This is a genomic window from uncultured Desulfosarcina sp., assembly GCF_963664155.2.
GTDB lineage: Bacteria > Desulfobacterota > Desulfobacteria > Desulfobacterales > Desulfosarcinaceae > Desulfosarcina.
Map to the genome: position 1 here is coordinate 580,850 of NZ_CAXXXH010000001.1, position 16,713 is coordinate 597,562.

Sequence of the window (16,713 nt, forward strand, 5' to 3'; positions counted from 1 at the left end):
CTCTCACGCAACTTTGATCGCCAGCTTATCGCAAAGGTCCCTGCACTGGTCGGGAACCTCATCATCGTCGGGTACAAAAATGATATGCCCCAGCAGCCAGGCATCGTAGTCTTCCGGGGGCCGTTTTATGCGATGGCCCGGTTGGCGGATCAGGTGGATCTCCTGCACACGGGAATCGCGTCTCAGCTCGCGGGCGTCAAGGCTCACCAGCGTACCCTCCCGAGCGGCATGCAGCCGCAGACCGACCATCGGCCGAGGGTTGGCCGGCAGATTCAATACCAGCGGTTTTCGTCGGGAGAAATCCTGAACCAGCTGCAGCACATCCACCTGGTAGCACTGGCGCACCAGGGACGGCAGGCAGTCGCCGCCGGGCCGGGGGGCCATCTCCAGCAATACCATCTTTCCGTTATGAACGATAAAGTCCAGCATGCAGACGGCCCGCTGAATTCCCAAAGCCCCGGCGCTCCGGACCAACGTCCGCTCCAGTTCGCCGGCATCGATTGCGTCGGGCCAGACGCCCGACAGGATGTAGGCTTTGGCCGTTCCGAAAGGATCCTGGGGAAAAAGGACCTTGCGGGTCAGACGGATCAGCGTCACACGATTGTTTTCCAGCACGAAATCACAACTGTATTCTTCACCGCCGACGTACGCCTCTGCCAAAATGTCGGCGCCGACCTCGGCGAAGGGTTGGTACAGGCGGTGATTCAGACGTTGCGTCAGCCCGTGGACGATCCGCCGGTAATACCGCTCGCAGTCCGCCTCGCTGTCGCACCTGAAAATAAGCTCACTGCCGCTGCCGCTGACAGGCTTCAACACGCAGGGTCCGCCCGTTTCCCGGAAAAATTGGATAGCGTCGCCCGCCGATTGGATCATTCTAGCGTCGGGGGTATCAAGGTGATGCTCCTTCCAGAGCATTCTGGAGCGGTACTTGTCGCGGCAGTTGTTGACTGCCTGCACGCTGGGGTAAGGCAGGCGGTATTCTTCGGCCAGACGGGCAGCAAGGGCCATCGATTCGCAATCGTAGCAGGCCACCCCTCCCAGCCCCATGCGCCGTTCATGCAGGTGGTGCGCCAGCACTTCAAAGACCCGGGGTTCATCGGCCAGGTCGCACAGGATCTCTTCATCCGGCGAGGGCGTCGGTTGATCCGCCTCACGCCGCACACCAGGATCGGTCAGGAAGAGTACCTGTCCCGGACGGCACGTCCGAATCCATTCGATATAGTCCGCGGTGGTGCCGACAACAAGGACCTTTGGGTCAGCCGGTGGCACAGATCAGGTCCGATGCATAAACCGGTGTCTGTGCACCCTCAATGGCAATAAACTTGGACATTTTATACAGCGGGCGGGGCGTCAGGTGGAACCGATTCTTCCAGTTGAATTCGCCGCAAAGGAAATCCACTGCACGCAGATGCTGCTGGCAGGCCCATTCCAGGTGGTGGAAATTGATCAGCTTGGCAACCCCGGGAAAATCGCCGCAGGTTCCTCCTGCCACCACCGTATAGGTGCCGTTCCAGACCGCACCGATATCCACCGCGGCCAGCTCGCCACCGACGAGCACTGCGGTAACGCGCAACAGGTTATGGCTGTGCAGCCATTTGACGAGGTCCTCGAATGCGCCCAGAAAACGTGGATCGCTGAAATAGGAATCTTCTCGAAAAATCTCCAGATTCAGGCTGAATAAATGGTCGACGTCTGCCAGGCAATCGTAGCGGTAAGATACGCCCCTCGCCTGAAGCCGGTCGATCTCACAGCGAATCTTTTTTCTCGATTTACCGGAAAATTGCTCCATATACATCTTGAAATCGTACCCATACAGGGGCGGCCGGAAAAGATAACCGATTTCGTCCATGGTGACCGATGCACCCTCCGGCAGATATCCATCCGGACGCAGATAACGAATCTGGGCCACATCGGGAACCGCCTCCCACAGGGCATCGAATGCTTGTTCATCCGCAACGAGGACCCGGTTCTGCTCCAGCCAGGTCTTGCCATGCCACAATTCTCCTGGGAAATGCCCGAAATACTGCTCCTCATCAATCCAACTGAGCGCCAGCAACCCGCAAAATGCCCCTTGCCTTTCGGCAACCAGAAAATGAGGGGTGTGCTGAAACCGTCTCTGGAAGCAGGCTCTCACCGGCCACAGATCGAATAGGCACGTTTGGGGCCAGTGCCGCTGCCACAACCGATGGATTTCTTCCAGATCGCTGCTGACGCTGACGTCAATCATGGAACGCACTCCTGTTGAAAAAGGTCGAATGGTCGGGGTGCCGGTTCAATCGTTAGCATCGGGCCAGACATCGTCTTTGCCCGTTTTCCGGCGATGGGAACGTTTGCTGGAACGCTTTTCCCTGAGTGCAGTCTCATTCTCATCCTCGTCGAACTCCCTGAACTTGGTCCGCTGGGGACGCCTGGGCGGCGTGTCTTTCCCGTTTTCATAGCGTTCGTCGTCTTCCTGCCTGGTCATTGCGACACCATTTCCTTCATCAGAGTTAGTCATCATTTTCAAAACCCGAACCGTTTTACGATCAGCACAGAGTGTGCCACAGCATCAATGTTATTTTAACTATATGTATTATTTATAAATTCACAATATTCAGCCGATTTCGGGATGATTTATTTTCCCTTTTTTCGGCATATTGGTTCTTTTTTATATATTTTCAGGTATAATTATTCTTTTTTTAACCCCATTCACGGGTACCGCCTTTCCCCACCGGTTAGTTCGGTATTTACAATTATTTTTTTTTAAATTAAATTAATTGATTATACAACATTATAGTTTCCTGCGATCCACTGGTTAAAACTTTTTTCGGTATTTTTTTGCTTTTTTTAAATGAACAAACCAATAATGGTGTTTCTCTCGAATAGACACCAAAATACCGTCATGATGGAGATCCAAGCATGCTTATCCGAGTAGGGTTAGCCATTAAGGACACCCGCCTGCAGAGCTATCTGGCAAAGAAACTGTCGGCCCCCGATGTGCGGGTCGAGGTTTTCGGCCCGCCCCGTTCGGTATGGCAGAATGCCTTGCACAGCGGGATAGATGTCATCGTCATCAGCGAAGCCTTCGTTCTTCGTCCGGTTGACAACGGAATCGCCATTCTCAACGAACTGCCGGAAAGTCCCACCACGATCATCATTCACGGCAGTCCCTCGTTGGAAGAGCATGCCCAGCTTGCCGCCGCCGGAGCTGATGTCGTGCTCTACTCGGGTTTGTCAAAAACCAGTATTTACGAGGCTATCGATTCGGCACTGGAATCCCGGCGCCAGTTCATCCAACGCAAACGCTTTGACCGACGGGGCATCGTTGAGCCGAAGCTTTCGGACTTTGTCATGGAAAGTCAGGCCATGCAGGTCTTTATCGAAGAGGTCAACCAGGTCATCCCCAGCGACTCCCCCATTCTGCTCACCGGTGAAACCGGTGTGGGCAAAGAACACCTGGCCAAAGCCATTCATGCGCAGAGCCCGAGGTCCATCGGCCCCTTTATTTCGATCAACATGGCGGCCATGCCCGAAAATCTTCTCGAAAGCGAACTGTTCGGCCACGAGCAGGGAGCCTTTACCGGTGCGGTCCGCTATCGCCGCGGAGCCTTTGAACTCGCCCACAGCGGAACCATCTTCCTGGATGAAATTGGTGAAATGCCGCTGCATCTTCAGACCAAGCTGCTTCGCGTACTGCAGGATTATGAAGTAAAGCCTTTGGGCGGAGAGAACATCATCGAACTGGATGTGCGGGTGATCGCGGCAACCAACAGGGACCTGGAAGCGGCTGCCGCTCAGGGAGCATTCAGGCAGGACCTTTACTACCGCCTGAGCGTTTTAATGCTGACGATACCGCCCCTTCGCCATCGCAAGGAAGATATCCCCACGATGGTGCGGCGGTTTACGACCCTGTTCCGCTACAAAATCGGTCGGGAAATCAGCGGCTTTTCAGAACGGGCCCTCAATGCCCTGTGCAGCTATGATTGGCCGGGCAACGTGCGTGAATTGATGAATGTCATCGAGCGGGCCATGCTGCTGTGCCGCAACCATGAGATCGGCATGACTGAACTGCCCAACGTCTTTCATGGCGATGCCGCCGATATTGGAAAGTTTTTACCGGAAAACCTGCTGGGAACAGATGGCCTCTTGAGCAAAACGCTTCCAGAAGTCCAACAGGAAGTCCTGGACCAGGTGGAACGCATGTACCTCGAACGCGCTCTGTCCAAAACCGGGGGCCGCGTCAACCAGGCAGCCCGAATCGCCGGGATCCACACCCGGGGCCTCTACAACAAAATGAAGCGCCTCGGCCTGCGAAAAGAGGATTTCAAACCATGACCGCCTGTTAAGGTTTCGGTACTGGGTTTTAGAAAATCAAAAGGAAGAAGCGAAACAGTTAAAATGATTTTTAAGCCGGATTTCAAACCTACACGCAGTCAGTCTGGCCCCGCTCTCTGGTTCATCTTCGACAATGGCTGTCTACTAACCAAAATCAATGCAGATCGGTTCAGTATCCCGGATGCAGCTGACCTGGAAGCCCTTCAAATCTCACTCTCCTATAAATTGTATCTGGGATCCCTGGACGGGCAGCCATGCTACGCAGGTGCGCTGGAAACGGGTAGTTCCTTTGATGCAAATTTCAAACTAACCCATTTGCGGACGCTTTTCGGATTAATTCCGGAACCATTAATCTGGATTGCGGGCCGGGGCAATCAGTTGTTGCATTGGCATCTTACTCACCGATATTGCGGAAAATGCGGTCAGGAAACTGAAGATAAAACGGACGAACGGGCAAAGATATGTCCCCGATGCCAACATATCAATTACCCTCGCCTATCCCCAGCTGTCATCGTAGCGATTCTTAAAGACAACCGGATTCTCCTATCCCGCAACCGACATTTTAAGGGGCCTTTTTACAGCGTTCTGGCAGGTTTTGTGGAACCCGGGGAATCATTGGAGGAATGCGTTAAAAGAGAAATTAAAGAAGAGGTCGGCATTACCGTCAAAAACGTTCGATACTTCGGCAGCCAGCCCTGGCCTTTTCCCGACTCTCTCATGATTGCATTCGTATCGGATTATGCTGCCGGGGAAATTGTAATTGATGGCTCGGAAATCATCGAAGCCGCATGGTTTTCAAAAGAGGAACTCCCCCAGATACCACCCAAAATTGATGGACCCGTAAAAACTCACGCCGCCATATTTCGATAACTATCGGCGGCCTGAGTCGGATTGAGAAAAACAGATCCAAGATCTTCTATAAATCGTTGGATTCGCTCTTTGACAGCATGGATAAAGGTATCCACATGGCCAATATAGGCACCATTGGCCGCCCAGGCCTTTCTTCTGGCCTTGCGGGCGGCTCCTGCGCGAAGGATGTTTAAGCCGGTGGCCTTCATTCTGGCGTAAAACCGCACGGCCGGCATCCCCCGGACCCTGAGTTTCTTTACTCCGGTTCGTCGATCGAACTCACTCATGGTTGCTTCCACGCCGGCCCGCCAGCGATAGTCATCAATGAACGCTGCACTGGCTTCCAGCGCTCGCCGTTTTGCCAGACGGTAGCGCTTTTCGCTGTAGCGAAGATACGCCTTCTTCTTGCCGGGCTTTACCGGACATTGGGGCAACATGGGGCAGGCCAGACAGCGTTGCAGGTCAAAACCGGCGCCGAAGTTGGATCGTTTCGTTTTTGGTGACGTATTCTCTGGACGATATCCGGCAGGGCATTGGGTAACCAGGCCTTTTTTGTTGAAACGAAATTGGCTCAACAGATCTTCTTTACTGCGGCCCTTATGCGTCGGGGCAACCAGTTCAACCGTTGCTACTTGGGCAATCCGATCATTGGTGTCACTGCCGTAAAGCGTGTCGGCCAGCAATTTCTTGGGGCCAACACCCCGCACCCGGGTGTCAGCGATGGCTGGGGCCAACGCGTGGGCGTCGTGCTCACAGGCCGTTTGTACATTCACGTGGGTGATCAGATTCAACCGCTGCTGCTTCTCGGCGTTGTCTTCACCGCGGTCAAAAGTCTCCATGACCTGAACCTGATATCCCTGCCCCTTGTGTCCACTGTAGGTAGCATCCGGGTCCGAGGGGTTCTGTAACGAATCAGCCGGTATATCGGCGGGCTTTTTGACGGTCACCTTGCTGCCGTCAGTATCGCTGCTCAGGCTACACTGCTCGGCCAGCACCCGTTGCATCAGTTTGTAGCTGTGCATGGAACAAACCTGTGGCTGATCCTTGAACTGCTCGATGAGATCGAACAAGTCGGTGCTGACGGTTTTCAGTGTCTTCTCGGATCCTGATGGCTTGATCATGGAAAAGGCGGCCAGGGCTTTTTTCCCCCAATAGCGCGCGATGACCTTCTCATCGATGGCATCGAAAAGCATCCGATGATGGCGTTTGAGGTTGACCAGAAATTTAAAGATCGTCTGGCTGAAAATACTGATCCGTCCGAGCCTGCGCATATTGGATTTGATGTGCACCGAATCGATGCGCTGGTCTTTGGTATCGACACCGAACACCACGGCCAGTTTGTCGGCGATGGCATCAAACATGGTCTCGTCAAGATGATTATCGATCATCACCTGGCGCATTGAGTAAAGGGTCTTTTCACTGATGGTTTTGGCATCATCGCTCTCTTCCGGGATGTTAAGGGCGTAATGCCACTGGATATTGAATGCAAGCTGTTCGATGGCGGCCTTGTCGGTCAGATCCATGGTCTGCTGGAGAAGAAGCACACCCAGCACGGTGTATAGTTCCTTGCTGGGTCTTCCGATGCCATCCGTAAAATGCGGCAGCATCTGATCGACGGGAAGTTCCTCCAGCAGATGTTCCCGAAAAAGACCTGGCCAGTCCTCCTCAAGCATTTTACGCCGTTTTGGACTTAAATGACGCCACGGATCGAACAGTTGTCGTTGTTTGTGGTTCTTAATACGAATCATGTCTTCTCCATGTTAACGTGCTGTAAATATGATACATTTCATATCATATCAGGTTGGAGAAGGCAATGTCTGTTTTTGTATTTTAACAATATTTTCAGTTGGATAGGTTGATAAGAGTTTTTACCGGTCCATCAAAATTAGTATTGCCAGGCAATTGATCGACTGGTTCTCTCAAATGTGAAGCCCAGAGATCCAAAGGATAGTTTTCGTTCCCTCTTATCAATAATGGATCCGTGTTTTGAAAACCGCAGATCACTCCCACGATCCTGCAAATATCAATACCATTGAAGGTGTTGTGATGCCATTATTTTTCAAACGAGGCTCTGACTCATTTCTGTCAATTCAGGTATCGGTCGGGTCAATTTATTTGATCGACGGTGTGATCAGATCGTCCGGCCGATCTCCTCGGCCTCGCTCTGGGCCAGCATCAGATTTCGCGGAGTCTTGGCATCTCCGATGACGTAGACATCGATATTCCGGCGATCCAGCATCGGCTTGGCGTCGCGCACCGGGGTCATGGCTTCGGCCACCACCACGGTATCGTAGCCTTCGAGGGTCACCGAATTGCCGGCGGAGGTAAACACCACACCATCGTCGGTGAATGTCTTGACCGCCGCCTGCTTGAACAGATGAACGGTGTCGCGTTTAAGCCGCTCTCTCAGGTAGAATCGATCATTGCTGGACATCTCCTCGGCAAAGTGGCGCTTTCGGTTGAGAACCGCCACCTCCCTGCCCTTCTCCGCCAGAAAATCCGCCGTCACCAGTCCGGCCTGACCGCCGCCGATGATGATCACCCGGTCGCCGGTGATCTTTCCCTCCAGCACTTCGGTCACCGTGCACAGGTCCATCCCGGTGGTGAACAATCCCTTGATGATGGGCATGTCCGGCAGGCTGCCAGAGGCCAGGATCACGGCCTCGGGCTTTACCTGGTCCAGCAGTGTCTCATCCAGCTTGGTGTTGAGCCGCAGGGCGACACCCAGTCGTTCAATTTCCCGGGTGAGAAAATCGACCACGTCCATGATCTCTCCCCGGCCGGGCGGAATGGCGGCCAGCCGTAAAAGTCCGCCGACGCTGCCCTTCTCCTCGGCAATGGTCACCCGGTGCCCGCGTATGGCTGCCATCCGGGCTGCGGCCAGTCCGGCGGGTCCGGCACCCACCACCAGCACCGACTTCGGCGAAGCGGTTTTTTCATCCCTATCCATTAAGTATTCTCGCCCCACATCGGGATTGACCACACATGAACCGGGTTCCAGGGCCAGCACCGCATGAATGCAGCCCAGGCAGCAGCCGATGCACGGACGAATGGCATTCAGATTCCCGGCGAGGGCTTTTTCCGGCAGCAGGGGATCGGCGATCAGGGCCCGGCCCATGGCCACCACATCCGCCCGCCCTTCTTTGAGGATGCGGTCGGCCAGCTCCGGGCTCTTGATCCGGCCCACCCCCACCACGGGAATGCGCACCACCCGCTTCACGGCTTCGGCCAGGTGAACGAAGCAGCCGTGTTCCACATACATGGAGGGAATGGTCAGCTGGGTGGAGCCATACACCCCGGCCGATACATGCAGATAGTCGGCGCCGTTCCCTTCCAGGATCGGCGCCAGGCGCAGGGCATCGTCTATGGTCCATCCGCCGTCGATGTAGTCTTCGCCGTTGATGCGCAGCCCCACGGGAAAATCGGCACCGGCCTTGGCTTTGATGTCAGCCAGCAGCTCCAGAAAGAAGCGGATGCGGTTGTCGAAACGGCCGCCGTATTGATCGTCACGATGATTGGAATTGGAAGCAAGAAACTGGTTGATCAGATATCCGTGGGCGCCATGGACTTCGACGAAATCAAACCCGGCATCGCGGCAACGCCGAGCCGCGTCGCCAAAGGACGACACCAATTCGGCAATCTCTTCGATGGTCAGTTCCTTGGGAATCCCCTTCACCACGGCCGGCGCAGGGATGGGCGACGGCGCCACCTTCCGGTCGTGGTAGGATTGCCGCCCTCCATGCATCAGTTGAACACCAAAGCAGGTATCGAATGGCTTGACCGCATCCACCATCTTTTTCAGGGCCGGGATGCAGGCGTCGTCCCACAGGGCGGGCAGGCCGGGAAGCTCCAGGCCCGTGGGATGTACACCGCCACCACCCACCAGGATCATGCCGGCGCCCCCTTTGGCCCGGGCTGCCAGGTAGCCGGTCAACTGGTCGGTGACATAGCCGTTTTCATCCACGCCGAAGTTAATGCTCATGGCCGACATGAGCAATCGGTTCTTGGCCGTCATGCGTCCGATCTGAATGGGGGAAAAAAGATGTTTCAGGATGGTCATGGAAGTCTCCGGAAAAGGGTCGGCCGTTTAAAAAATAAAACCGGTCGGTCTTATATATGGAATGGAGATATACAACTTTTGGATCGGCCCGTCAATCGGCCACCCATTCGGCGATAACGTCCGCCATGAGTGTCCGGTTTCCGGGCAGGCCCTCATTGGCGGTGAGAAGAGAGGTATGCATTGACCGCATCCCAATAAACCGGTGATGTTTCTATTGAATTATGCTCGGTCCCCTCCACCCTAACGGCGGTGGTCGGGCCGCCCCACGCCGATTCCAGGCTTTTGGCAAACCGGACCGGCACCACGTGGTCGTCGGAGGCAGTCAGAAAAAGGGCCGGTGTGGTGATGCCCGGTGCCAAGGCTGCAGAATCGAAGCGGTGTCTGAGCAGCAATCCCACCGGAAAGATCGGATAGTGTGCCCTGGCCACATTGACCAGAGTGTCGAACGGGGTGATCAGGATAATCCCGCCCACCTTGCGTTTGGCCGCCACGTGAACCGCAACCCCCGAACCCAGGCTGCGGCCCATGAGCACCACATGGGCCGGATCGATGCCTTCGGTTGCCAGCATGTGATCGAACACTAACACGGCATCGGCCAGCAACGCCGCTTCAGATGGTTTGCCGCCGCTGTCGCCGTACCCGCGATAGTTCATGAAAAGGAAGGAACGGTTCTGGAACCGCCCGAGGTCCGCGAAATTGAGGGTTACATCCTCGGCGTTTCCCCCATAGTAGATCACCAGCGGGCTGCCCGGACCGATTTCATTTTTAAAGAACCAGCCGGTAAGGATGACATTCCCGTGGTGCAGACGGATCTCGTTCCCGGCATATCGGGACAGATTTTCCGGTGCGGTCGGTTGGGGGAAAAAGATCATTCTGCCCTGGAAAAGGTAGAGCAGCAGGCATGCCCCAGCGAAAAAAACAACAAGGATTTTAACGGTTTCCAATATCATCTTAATCATTGCCGATCGACACCAACCCGTTGTGAGGGGTAGATCCAGCCAGTTCTATTCCATCTTAGAAATCCAATGCTCGTGACACAGGCGCACGCCGGCGTCGACTTTCTCCCGGGGGACCAGCAGTGAAATGCGAAAGGAGGTGGTGGTGATACCGGCAACCGCGATGTCATGACGGTCCAGCAAATCCAGGGCCTCGATCAGGGTGGCGTTGGTCCGGTTGAGCCCCTCCCCGATGAGTGACAATGCCCCCAGGTGCGTATCGAAACGGACGGCGTTGCCCAACTGCCGGGCCAGCCGCTTCCGGATCGCTTCCCAGCCGTAAACATTGGGTGAGGAGACTACAAAAGAAACCCGCGGTGGATCGGAATCGGCGGGAATGTCGGCGGCATGAATCTCCTTTACCGGCACCTGTTCCCGCTCCAGAAAGTCCAACGCCTTTTTGAATCCGGCCAGTGCCAGATCTCCGCTGATGCGGACCCGTGTGATCGCCGCCTCGCTGACCACCGCCTGAACACCGGCCACCTTCCCCGGTTGGAATTTCCTCACCACCGTTTCCCGTCGCCGATCAAAGGTGCTGCCCGCATAAATGGCGATCTGTTTTTCCTTGGCAAACTGGACCGCCTGGGCGTTGAGCACCTTTGCACCGGCGGCACTCATCTCCTGCATCACCGGATATGAGACTTCCGGCAAATGTCGGGCATCGGCCACCGAGGAAGGATCGGCGGAGTATACCCCGTCCACATCCGAGTATATTTCACAGTGTTCGGCGTCAAGGGCGGCGGCAAGGGCCACTGCCGTGGTGTCCGATCCTCCCCGCCCCAGGGTAGTAATATCCCGTTTATAGCTCACCCCCTGGAATCCGCCCACCACCACGACCTTGCCTTCGGCCATTTCATCCAGCACCCGAAAGGGGCGCACTTCGATCACCTGGGCATCATTGTGGCGGTGGTTGGTGATAATGCCGCACTGGGATCCGGTCAGAGAGACCGACTGGACACCCATTTCGTTCAGGGCCATGCACAGCAGAGACATGGTGATACGCTCGCCCGTACTCAGCAGCATGTCCATCTCCCGCCTCGGCGGCTTCGATGAAATGCTGCGGGCCATCTCCACCAGCTGGTTGGTGGTTTTGCCCATGGCCGAAACCACCGCGGCCACGTCCATACCCTGTTTTTTTGCCCGGGCGATCATGCCCGCCACCTTCATGATCTTTTCGACATCGGACAGACTGCTGCCGCCGAATTTTTGCACGATACAGGTCATGGCGAAGCCCTTAAAACAGGTATTTGATCAGCACAAAGCTGCCCACGAGCAATACGGTGAACGTGACGGCCAGCAGGTTGAAATAGCGGTCGATAAAGCGCTGGATGCGCGGACCGAATAGATAGATCAACCCACCCACGAGGAAAAACCGGGCCGATCGGGAAACCAAAGACGCCAGGACGAACACCGTGAAGTTGATTTTGAACATGCCGGCGGCGATGGTGAACACCTTATAGGGAATGGGGGTGAACCCGGCGATGCCAACCGCCCAGGCGTCGTAGGTGTTGTAGAGCGTTTCGATATAGGCCACCTTGTCTGTCAGGCCGTAAAAGTCGACAATGCGACTGCCCACCGAAGCCATGAACTGCCAGCCGATCAGGTATCCCAGGCATCCCCCGAATATGGATCCGATGGCGCAGACCAGGGCGTATTTGAGTGATTTGTCCGGCCGGGCCACACACAGGGCGATGAGCAGGACGTCGGGTGGAACGGGAAAGAAAGAGGATTCGGCGAAAGCCAGCAAAAACAGAGCCCAGGTGCCGTATGGAGTGGCGGCCCAGTGAAGTACCCAATCGTAGAGGCGCCTGAGCATTTACTGCTCTCTCCAGCCGTGTTCGCCAACGAGCTTGACAAAACGACAACCGCCCAGGTTGGACTGGTGGATGCCCTGTTCGTCACGAACCAGCTTGATAAGATCCTGGCTGTGGCGGTCCCCCACCGGAATCACCATGCGGCCGCCCATGGCCAACTGGTTGACCAGCACCGTGGGAATCTCCGGCGCACCGGCGGTGACGATGATGGCATCAAAAGGGCTATGCTCCTTCCAGCCCGTGGTACCGTCCGAATACCGGGTGACGATGTTGTGATAGCGCAACTGGTCGAACAGCTTTCGTGTTCGGGTATAAAGGGAGTAGATGCGCTCTATCGTATAGACCCGAAAAGCGATCTGGGCCAGGATGGCCGCCTGGTAGCCGGATCCGGTGCCGATCTCCAACACCCGGTCCTCCGGAGTCACTTGGAGCGATTGGGTCATTTCCGCGACAATGTAAGGTTGGGAAATGGTCTGCTGTTCACCGATGGGCAGGGGAAAATCGCCGTAGGCCTGATCCATCATGGCTTCGCTGACAAACAGATGGCGGGGGACGGTCCGCATCGCCGAAAGTACGCGGGGATCGCTGACCCCGCGGGCGATGATCTGTTTGGTGACCATTTCATTTCTCAGGCGCTGGTATTTCATCGGCAGTTTTCTCCCAGCAGGTCTCTATCAATTAAGGCGAGTCAGGTCAAGAAGTTAGAGGGTGTCTATCCATAAATGTCAGGTCGAAGGGCGTCCGGGTAAAGGAAACCCCGCCACTTTTGGATTTGCCGTCAGCTGAACAGACGGATCATTTGAAGGCTGCCGGTTTGAGAGGGGCGCTGGCGGTTTTCCATACACGATCAAGGGACCCGATATCGGCACCCCGATAGACAATTAACGCCTGATCCAAACACGAAAACGCCCCCGAAGGAGGCGTTTTCGATAATCTTTTCTATACGCGATCAGCTATGAACGATGAGCTAAATCTTATAGATCACCCGTTTTTCGGTGATAATGATATCCACATGCTTGTCGTGGGATTCCATGGGTACCTGGGGAACCAACTGTCCCTCGAACACCAGGCCCACCTTGCGGGTGGTCATGGGCAGGTCGGGGATAATCCGGTCGTAGTATCCGTGACCCGACCCGATCCGCCCACCTTTTTCATCCATGGCGATACCGGGTACAATGGCGATATCGATTGAATCCAGCGGAACCGGCTTGCATTTGGCGGGATTCGGTTCGAGAATCCCCCGCGGGCCGGAAATAAGGTCCTTGTTCGGATTGTCCACTTTCATCAGTTTCATTTTGGATTTAGCCGTATCAAAGGCGGGAAGCACCACGATTTTGTTGAATTCGTAGGCCCGTTTGATAATATTAGTCGTAGCGACTTCATTTTCGGTATTTACGTAAAGCATGACAATCTTGGATTCGAGAAAATTGGCAAACTCGAACAGTCGATTTTCGATAATGCGGGTGTTCGCTTCGAGCACGTCGCTTGCCAGCGAATTGAAGAAAGTCGATATCTCATTTCTGATTTCCTGCTTTTTTTCCCGGACTTCATCCATTGCCATCTCCATCTTTCATTTTTTGGTCTCTGGTCGCAAAACCGCGTCTTGCACCCTCTCCGTGAGAAAATACCGGGAAGGGGTCTTTTTTCGGAAAGATCGATTTACCGTTCGTTTCCACCCCCTGCCGCATACGGCGTGGGAGGTGCTCCCTGTTGCGGCTCAACCGGCAATCATCATTGACTAATTGGACCACTTGGGATAAGCTTCCGCTTGATTTTGCCTTCGGTGTTCGCCTTTCATCGGTATAGCCGTTCACCACCCCCTAAACGAACTGTCAACGCCACCTGAAATCCGATGTATGGCCCCGTTTAAACACGATTTTGGAATATAAGGACAGATATGCTGGAAATCAAGCTCGTCAGAGAAAATTTGGAACTGGTCAAAACAGCCATGCAGCACCGGGGGACCGCCTTCGATTGGGAGGCGTTTCAGAATCTTGACACACGGCGCAAAACCATCCTTTTCGAATTGGAAGAACTTCGCCGCCAGCGCAACAGCGTTTCCGATCAAGTCGCCCGGATGAAACGCAGCGGAGAAAATGCCGATGCCGTCATCGAAAAAATGCGTGACGTATCCACAACTATCAAACACCTGGAGAAAGATCTGGGCGAGGGGGAATCGGCCATCGGCGAGATGATCATGGCCATGCCCAACATCCCCCACCAAAGCGTTCCGGTAGGCAAAAGCGAAGCGGACAACCCCCTGGTTAAAACCGTGGGCGAACCCACCGTCTTCGCCTTCGCGCCCCTGCCCCACTGGACGATCGGGGAAAACCTGGGTATCCTGGATTTTGCCCGCGCCGCCAAAATCGCCGGCGCCCGATTCCCCCTCTACCTGGGCGTAGGAGCCCGACTGGAGCGTGCGCTGATCAACTTCATGCTGGACCTGCATACCTCGAAACACGGGTACAAAGAGGTGCTGCCGCCATTTATCGTCAACCGGAAGAGCATGACCGGCACGGGTCAATTGCCCAAGTTCGAAGCGGACCTCTTCAAGCTTGAGGGATTGGACTATTTTCTCATCCCCACAGCGGAAGTCCCGGTCACCAACATCTACCAGGAGGAAATCCTGGACGAATCGGAGCTGCCGATCTATTTCACGGCTTATACCCCCTGTTTCCGCTCCGAGGCCGGATCCTACGGCAAGGACACGCGCGGATTGATCCGGCAGCACCAGTTCAACAAGGTGGAACTGGTCAAATTCACCCGGCCTGAGGTCTCCTACGACGAGTTGGAGTCGCTCCTGGACAATGCGGAAACCGTACTTCGCCGCCTTGAGCTACCCTATCGGGTAATCACCCTGTGCACCGGAGACATCGGTTTTTCCGCCGCCAAAACCTATGACATCGAAGTGTGGATGCCCGCCCAGGGTGTTTATCGGGAGATTTCCTCATGCAGCAATTTTGAAGATTTTCAGGCCCGGCGGGCCAATATCCGGTTTAAGGAAAAGGGCAAAAAAGGCACCCGTCTGGTCCATACCTTGAACGGTAGCGGCCTGGCCGTGGGCAGAACCCTGGCGGCCCTGCTGGAGAACTGTCAACAGGAAGACGGCACCGTCGTCATCCCGGATGCGCTCAGACCGTACATGGGCGGAATGGAAAAGATTACTTCGTGAGACACGACCAATTCCCTGAAGAAATCCGGCCGCACCTGGTCCCCGAGCCCGGCGGAGAATTGATCTACCGGTGCCTGGGCTGCCGGGCCGAGCACGGCATCGAATCGCTGCTTTACACCTGCCCGGACTGCGGCAGCGTGCTGCTGATCCATGACCGACAATTCGATCGGCTGAAGGCTATCGACGGTGAGCTCTGGCAGCGGATTTTTGACTACCGGCGCATGCTCAAGCTCCCGGCCGTAAAAGGCATCTACCGCTACCACGAGTTCATCGGCCCCGTGATTCCCCTGGCATCGGCAGTTTACCTGGGAGAGGGGCACACCCCGGTGGTAGAAGCCAACGGTATCCTCCAGGCGAAGGCGGGTATCCGCTTTTTCTATAAGAACGACGGCCAGAACCCCAGCGCCTCTTTCAAGGACCGAGGCATGGCCAGCGCCCTGAGCTACATCAATTTTCTTATCGGGCAGGGACTGGTCGACCAGGTGCTCTCCATCTGTGCGTCCACCGGGGATACCAGCGCCGCCGCGGCCCTCTATGCATCCTATCTCAAGCCCCGCATCAAGTCGGCAGTCCTGCTGCCCCACAAGAAAGTAACCCCCCAGCAGCTCTCCCAGCCGCTGGGCAGCGGGGCGGATGTCTTCGAGATTCCCGGGGTGTTCGACGATTGCATGAAGGTTGTCGAAGCCCTTTCCGAGCAGTACAATGTGGCCCTGCTCAACTCCAAGAATGCCTGGCGCATCCTGGGGCAGGAGTCCTACTCCTATGAAATCGCTCAGGACTTCGACTATGCCATGGCCGACAAAGTAGTGGTGGTGCCTATCGGCAATGCGGGCAACATCACCGCCGTGATGAACGGATTTCTCAAGTTTCATGAGGTGGGTATCATCGACGCCCTGCCCAAAATCGTGGGCGTCCAGTCCGTCCACGCCAACCCCGTGTTCCGATACTACAGCGAACCGGAAGCCAAAAAACGCAAGTTCGTACCCATGACCGTCAAACCCAGTGTAGCTCAGGCCGCCATGATCGGCAACCCGGTTTCCATGCCCCGGGTAATCCACCTGGTGGACCGCTACAACCAGGTGGCCGGCCGCTCCCGCGTCTTTTTCGTGGAGGTGGCCGAACAGGACATCATGGACTGGCAGCTCACGGCCAACCGCAACGGCCACATCGCCTGCACCCATGGCGGCGAGTCGCTGGCCGGCCTGCAGGTGGCCCTCAACCAGGACTATGTCGCCTCCAGCGAAACGGCCATCGTGGATTCCACGGCCCATGCCCTCAAATTTTCCGGCTTCCAGGACATGTATTTCCAGAACAGCTTCCCGGACGAATTTGCCGTTTCACCGGACCCGGCACTGGTCAATCAGCCACGCTATATCCATCCGAAACACCTGAAGCAGGTACCGGCACCGGGCAAACCGCTGGATCCTGAGGCGATGACCACCTTCGTTAATGCCATCTCCAGGCAGATCGCCGCCGACCTCGGATTAAAGAAAAGGACCTGACACGGCC

Annotated in this window: 14 protein-coding genes; 4 read left to right on the forward strand and 10 right to left on the reverse strand. The window is 55.6% G+C overall.

Annotated features, from left to right (window positions below):
- Positions 1 to 3 precede the first annotated feature (3 nt).
- Genes ACHZBS_RS02695 through ACHZBS_RS02705 form a run of 3 tightly spaced genes read right to left on the reverse strand, consistent with a single transcriptional unit; the run spans position 4 to position 2,464 of the window.
- On the reverse strand, positions 4 to 1,269 hold the full coding sequence (locus ACHZBS_RS02695) for an ATP-grasp domain-containing protein (protein ID WP_319404989.1): 1,266 nt from the start codon (positions 1,267 to 1,269) through the stop codon (positions 4 to 6).
- Positions 1,256 to 2,227, reverse strand: coding sequence for a GNAT family N-acetyltransferase (locus tag ACHZBS_RS02700; RefSeq protein ID WP_319404990.1), 972 nt, complete (start codon positions 2,225 to 2,227; stop codon positions 1,256 to 1,258). Before ACHZBS_RS02700 ends, ACHZBS_RS02695 begins: the two co-directional genes overlap by 14 nt.
- Positions 2,228 to 2,272: 45 nt before the next feature.
- Positions 2,273 to 2,464, reverse strand: a complete 192-nt coding sequence (locus ACHZBS_RS02705; RefSeq protein ID WP_319404991.1) for a hypothetical protein — start codon at positions 2,462 to 2,464, stop codon at positions 2,273 to 2,275.
- 434 nt (positions 2,465 to 2,898) lie between these two features.
- Here ACHZBS_RS02705 and ACHZBS_RS02710 point away from each other — a divergent pair, with 434 nt between their 5' ends.
- On the forward strand, positions 2,899 to 4,314 hold the full coding sequence (locus ACHZBS_RS02710; RefSeq protein WP_319404992.1) for a sigma-54 dependent transcriptional regulator: 1,416 nt from the start codon (positions 2,899 to 2,901) through the stop codon (positions 4,312 to 4,314).
- A 63-nt stretch (positions 4,315 to 4,377) separates the two neighbouring features.
- Positions 4,378 to 5,184 carry an NAD(+) diphosphatase gene (nudC, locus tag ACHZBS_RS02715; protein ID WP_319404993.1) on the forward strand — a complete coding sequence of 269 codons (807 nt, stop codon included), beginning with the start codon at positions 4,378 to 4,380 and terminating at the stop codon, positions 5,182 to 5,184.
- On the opposite strand, the gene ACHZBS_RS02720 is transcribed toward nudC, so the two are convergent.
- The 7 genes from ACHZBS_RS02720 to ACHZBS_RS02750 all read right to left on the reverse strand — a co-directional run bounded on the left by ACHZBS_RS02720 (position 5,163) and on the right by ACHZBS_RS02750 (position 13,587).
- Entirely contained in the window at positions 5,163 to 6,911 is a 1,749-nt protein-coding gene (locus ACHZBS_RS02720) for a transposase (protein ID WP_319404994.1), read from the reverse strand. The two genes, nudC and ACHZBS_RS02720, sit on opposite strands and share 22 nt — an antisense overlap.
- A gap of 383 nt (positions 6,912 to 7,294) precedes the next feature.
- Positions 7,295 to 9,223, reverse strand: coding sequence for an FAD-dependent oxidoreductase (locus ACHZBS_RS02725; RefSeq protein WP_319404995.1), 1,929 nt, complete (start codon positions 9,221 to 9,223; stop codon positions 7,295 to 7,297).
- A 152-nt stretch (positions 9,224 to 9,375) separates the two neighbouring features.
- A complete protein-coding gene (locus tag ACHZBS_RS02730; RefSeq protein WP_319404996.1) occupies positions 9,376 to 10,182 on the reverse strand; it encodes an alpha/beta fold hydrolase in 807 nt (268 codons plus the stop codon).
- Between the two features lie 45 nt (positions 10,183 to 10,227).
- Positions 10,228 to 11,442 carry an aspartate kinase gene (locus tag ACHZBS_RS02735; protein ID WP_319404997.1) on the reverse strand — a complete coding sequence of 405 codons (1,215 nt, stop codon included), beginning with the start codon at positions 11,440 to 11,442 and terminating at the stop codon, positions 10,228 to 10,230.
- 10 nt (positions 11,443 to 11,452) lie between these two features.
- Positions 11,453 to 12,034: a YqaA family protein gene (locus tag ACHZBS_RS02740; protein ID WP_319404998.1), complete on the reverse strand. Its 582-nt coding sequence runs from the start codon at positions 12,032 to 12,034 to the stop codon at positions 11,453 to 11,455.
- The gene (locus ACHZBS_RS02745) at positions 12,035 to 12,679 is read right to left on the reverse strand and encodes a protein-L-isoaspartate(D-aspartate) O-methyltransferase (RefSeq protein ID WP_319404999.1); all 645 of its coding nucleotides are present in this window, start codon (positions 12,677 to 12,679) and stop codon (positions 12,035 to 12,037) included. It abuts the gene before it with no gap.
- A gap of 320 nt (positions 12,680 to 12,999) precedes the next feature.
- A complete protein-coding gene (locus ACHZBS_RS02750) occupies positions 13,000 to 13,587 on the reverse strand; it encodes a 5-formyltetrahydrofolate cyclo-ligase (protein WP_319405000.1) in 588 nt (195 codons plus the stop codon).
- A gap of 342 nt (positions 13,588 to 13,929) precedes the next feature.
- On the opposite strand from ACHZBS_RS02750, the gene serS reads away from it, so the two are divergent.
- Together serS and thrC are read left to right on the forward strand one after the other, a co-directional pair.
- Positions 13,930 to 15,204: a serine--tRNA ligase gene (serS, locus tag ACHZBS_RS02755; RefSeq protein ID WP_319405001.1), complete on the forward strand. Its 1,275-nt coding sequence runs from the start codon at positions 13,930 to 13,932 to the stop codon at positions 15,202 to 15,204.
- The gene (gene thrC / locus ACHZBS_RS02760; RefSeq protein WP_319405002.1) at positions 15,201 to 16,706 is read left to right on the forward strand and encodes a threonine synthase; all 1,506 of its coding nucleotides are present in this window, start codon (positions 15,201 to 15,203) and stop codon (positions 16,704 to 16,706) included. Before serS ends, thrC begins: the two co-directional genes overlap by 4 nt.
- The last annotated feature ends 7 nt before the right edge of the window (positions 16,707 to 16,713 follow it).

What these genes read in the sequence shown, in the direction of transcription:
- ACHZBS_RS02725 (WP_319404995.1), bottom strand. Translation starts at nt 9,223, where the DNA reads ATGACCATCCTGAAACATCTTTTTTCCCCCATTCAGATCGGACGCATG.
- ACHZBS_RS02700 (WP_319404990.1), bottom strand. Translation starts at nt 2,227, where the DNA reads ATGATTGACGTCAGCGTCAGCAGCGATCTGGAAGAAATCCATCGGTTG.
- nudC (WP_319404993.1), top strand. Translation starts at nt 4,378, where the DNA reads ATGATTTTTAAGCCGGATTTCAAACCTACACGCAGTCAGTCTGGCCCC.
- ACHZBS_RS02710 (WP_319404992.1), top strand. Translation starts at nt 2,899, where the DNA reads ATGCTTATCCGAGTAGGGTTAGCCATTAAGGACACCCGCCTGCAGAGC.
- ACHZBS_RS02740 (WP_319404998.1), bottom strand. Translation starts at nt 12,034, where the DNA reads ATGCTCAGGCGCCTCTACGATTGGGTACTTCACTGGGCCGCCACTCCA.
- serS (WP_319405001.1), top strand. Translation starts at nt 13,930, where the DNA reads ATGCTGGAAATCAAGCTCGTCAGAGAAAATTTGGAACTGGTCAAAACA.
- ACHZBS_RS02745 (WP_319404999.1), bottom strand. Translation starts at nt 12,679, where the DNA reads ATGAAATACCAGCGCCTGAGAAATGAAATGGTCACCAAACAGATCATC.
- ACHZBS_RS02735 (WP_319404997.1), bottom strand. Translation starts at nt 11,442, where the DNA reads ATGACCTGTATCGTGCAAAAATTCGGCGGCAGCAGTCTGTCCGATGTC.
- ACHZBS_RS02705 (WP_319404991.1), bottom strand. Translation starts at nt 2,464, where the DNA reads ATGACCAGGCAGGAAGACGACGAACGCTATGAAAACGGGAAAGACACG.
- ACHZBS_RS02750 (WP_319405000.1), bottom strand. Translation starts at nt 13,587, where the DNA reads ATGGATGAAGTCCGGGAAAAAAAGCAGGAAATCAGAAATGAGATATCG.
- ACHZBS_RS02730 (WP_319404996.1), bottom strand. Translation starts at nt 10,182, where the DNA reads ATGATTAAGATGATATTGGAAACCGTTAAAATCCTTGTTGTTTTTTTC.
- ACHZBS_RS02720 (WP_319404994.1), bottom strand. Translation starts at nt 6,911, where the DNA reads ATGATTCGTATTAAGAACCACAAACAACGACAACTGTTCGATCCGTGG.